Origin of the sequence: Mesorhizobium sp. M6A.T.Cr.TU.017.01.1.1, assembly GCF_004023115.1 — a bacterium.
Lineage (GTDB): Bacteria > Pseudomonadota > Alphaproteobacteria > Rhizobiales > Rhizobiaceae > Mesorhizobium > Mesorhizobium mediterraneum.
On the sequence record NZ_RZTA01000269.1, the window covers coordinates 1 to 580 of the forward strand.

The following is a 580-nucleotide window of genomic DNA, read 5'->3' on the forward strand; positions in this document are numbered from 1 at the left end:
GGATGGCATCGGACACTTCCCGACGCGTGAGGCTTCTGATCAGGTTTCGCGATTGTTGGCTGCGTTTCTCGATAGCCATGGCAAGCGCTGAAGTGGGGTCGTCATTCGACCTCATAGTACAGGCCGGAACCTGACGCATCGCCGTGCATTTCGTCTCCATGCATGACGAACCGAAATGCGGTCTCGCAATCAATCGGCAGCCAGGGAGAATTTGAATGCAAGCTTCAGGCGCAATCTCAACACACCATGCTGGCCAACTGGCCATAGAACCGTTTGCCGGCACGGTGACGGTACGATTTTCCGACGCCATAGTCGCTGCCACGGAACGGGCGAAAGTGCTTCAGGAAGAAGGACATGAGCCCGTGTTCTACATCCCTTTCGAAGACATCTATTTCGACCTTTTCGAAAAGACGAACACCACCAGCCGCTCCCCTTTGAAAGGCACCGCGAGCTACTGGCGCGTCCATGCGGTGGGCAGCTCGGCTGACGATTTCATGTGGGCATACGAGACGCCTGAAACCGCGGCGCGGCCCATTGCACGTCATGGTGCATTCGATCCGGAAAAGGCGCGCATCGATGC

The 580-nt window shown here is 56.9% G+C and carries 1 protein-coding gene; it reads left to right on the plus strand.

Annotated elements, in window-relative coordinates; genetic code table 11:
* Window positions 1–215: 215 nt before the first annotated feature.
* Window positions 216–580 (plus strand): DUF427 domain-containing protein (locus EOB36_RS33925; protein ID WP_164897728.1); only part of this gene is annotated, 365 nt, incomplete at its 3' end.